3 protein-coding genes are annotated in these 2,196 nt (G+C 43.5%); 2 read left to right on the top strand and 1 reads right to left on the bottom strand.

Features of this window, described 5'->3' with window-relative positions; genetic code table 11:
* The first annotated feature begins 423 nt into the window (after positions 1–423).
* Entirely contained in the window at positions 424–858 is a 435-nt protein-coding gene (locus Q1A48_RS21020) for a lytic polysaccharide monooxygenase auxiliary activity family 9 protein (RefSeq protein ID WP_366523463.1), read from the top strand.
* Between the two features lie 127 nt (positions 859–985).
* Here the strand turns inward: Q1A48_RS21020 and Q1A48_RS21015 are convergent, their stop codons facing one another.
* Positions 986–1,120, bottom strand: a complete 135-nt coding sequence (locus Q1A48_RS21015; protein WP_299948777.1) for a hypothetical protein — start codon at positions 1,118–1,120, stop codon at positions 986–988.
* Between the two features lie 453 nt (positions 1,121–1,573).
* Between Q1A48_RS21015 and Q1A48_RS21010 the strand changes: the two genes are divergently transcribed.
* A complete protein-coding gene (locus tag Q1A48_RS21010; RefSeq protein WP_299948775.1) occupies positions 1,574–1,864 on the top strand; it encodes a hypothetical protein in 291 nt (96 codons plus the stop codon).
* Positions 1,865–2,196: the final 332 nt, after the last annotated feature.

Here is a 2,196-nt window from a genome sequence, read left to right as displayed (position 1 = left end):
AAAAGCGAGAAGCCTACGGGCAACTGGCCGCTTTTTCTAGCTCCATTGAGATATGCACTTACAAGTTGAATCTAGGCAATTTAATTCAGTGAAAGGTGGCCCAATAAGATACAAAATTTTCGATCCTGCTTTTACAGTTTTGCTGATTAGCGGCTATTCTCACGAAGGGCTAAACCTGGGAGATAACAACATGCGAACTAAAATGGTTTCATGGGTAGTTGCATCGGTATTGGTTTGCTTTTCGTGCTTTGCCATTAGTCATGGTTGGACGGAGTTTCCAAAGGCTAGGCAGATATTCTGTGCCGAAGATGGGGGATATTGGCACCCCTCGGATGGTTCCGCCATTCCTAACGCCGCATACCGTGCTGTATTTCTGGAGTCAGGAACTTATCCATTTGTGCAAAAAATGAGTTTTCCGCCAATGTGGCAAACTATAATGATGATTCATCTGTTCAAACCGTAGTAATTGATGGATATCTTTGCGGTGCCGGATCGTCAGCCAAGGCGGGAACGGATATTCCTTCTACAGACTGGCATAAAACTAAATTAGCTACCGGGCAGCATAGGCTGAAATTTCGAGCAACGGCAGCGCACAACCCAAGCTATTGGAGAATATATCTAAGTAAGCCTGGATTTGACTCTGCCACACAACGCTTAAAATGGTCTGATCTTGAGATCATTAATAGTTATGGTGACCTGCCTGTAGTTAATGGTTACTACGAAATGGACATAAACATACCAGTTGGAAGAAGCGACACTGGGATACTTTATATTAGATGGCAACGAGATGATCCCGCAGGTGAAGGGTTTTATAATTGCTCAGACATTATTTTTTCGAGTGAAATAATGTCGTTCTAGCAGATAAAATTTTTCACCTATCGATAAGTATCCATAGCAATCAGTGCGTAGTCACTGTTTTTATATCCAAGGTGGGCAGCCCGCGGCTGTATGGGCTGGGTGGCCGTGGCCCGCCGTTTATCGCCGTCTACCTGCGCACCCAGCGCAAAGCCAGTGAATAGGTAGAAACCTGCACCCGCCGCGCACTGCTGCTGTTTGTATTCACCGCCGCCTGTACCATGCTGGTCGTCGGCATCAAGGCCGCGTTTGCGAACCTGATCAAATGATCAAGTCCGAAAGTCTGTGTGCCTTTATAAAAGAAGCGGTTTGACATATGCGACTTGCCCAAGCTTATCTTATGAATTGACAACAGCTACATCCCTCATAACCAAGCGGCAACCTCAGGATTTAGATTTCCTTTAATTTTATGGTTAACCGAGGCTACATCATCCAATAAAGAGGTTACATTTTTGTAATAATTCTTAGCAATTGCTATAGCAGAGGCAAACAATGTTACTGGGATAAAAATATTGGCTCTTTATGAATTTCGGGGGGCTGAGAATTTGAGACGTTATCGATGGAATTGACTGCTGAATGCTTGTGAAAAAATCTCATGATAAAAATTCACGATCTCATCGATAATACAAAGTGCTACGAACAGATATGGCAGCATCATTGGCCCGATGGAATGAGCTGTTCTCACTGTATGAGTCAGGACGTTATCAAGGAAGTGAAGATGCGCGAATTGGATATCAAAGTCAAGGGTCACAATTGTCTCACTTTCAAAAAAAACATCCTGCGCAAGACAAAAGGTAAACCCTGTCATTTTTGGGGCTGTAGAGGTTATTCCGACTGTAAGGCCATATTTCCAAATAAGGGAAATAAACTGGATTTTAACTCCAAATCAAAATTCGTCGGCAAGGCAACCGACTACACTTGTCCAGAATGCGAAAAGGGTAAGCTGGTCAAAAGAATGGGAAAATTGAAGAAAACGAAAAAGGCCTATAACTGGTATGGTTGTGACTAGTTCCCGACTTGCAAGGCTCGTTTTTTTGAGAAGGATGGTAAAGCGAAAATTCCTGACAAAGAAGGTGTGTGATCAATTTGGCGCAGAGAAATCCCGTTCTGATAGTGCGAGGAGGATATCAACTTCAGGCAGAGTGATGTATCTGATCTTAAACTTGGGAGTAAGCCTTCACAAAAATTAGACAACCCAAGAGGGGGTAAGGTCACTACTACCAGAAAATCCCAAGTCTAATTCAGCGTAAGTTTTTGGGAAGCTGTGTAGTGGTCTACTAATCCCGGACACCAATTTAGGTGGTAAAGTCGCTGCCTGAGACAGAGGTGTTCAATGAGTAA

Source organism: uncultured Microbulbifer sp., assembly GCF_947489355.1.
GTDB lineage: Bacteria > Pseudomonadota > Gammaproteobacteria > Pseudomonadales > Cellvibrionaceae > Microbulbifer.
This window is presented reverse-complemented; position numbering and strand designations above follow the sequence as displayed.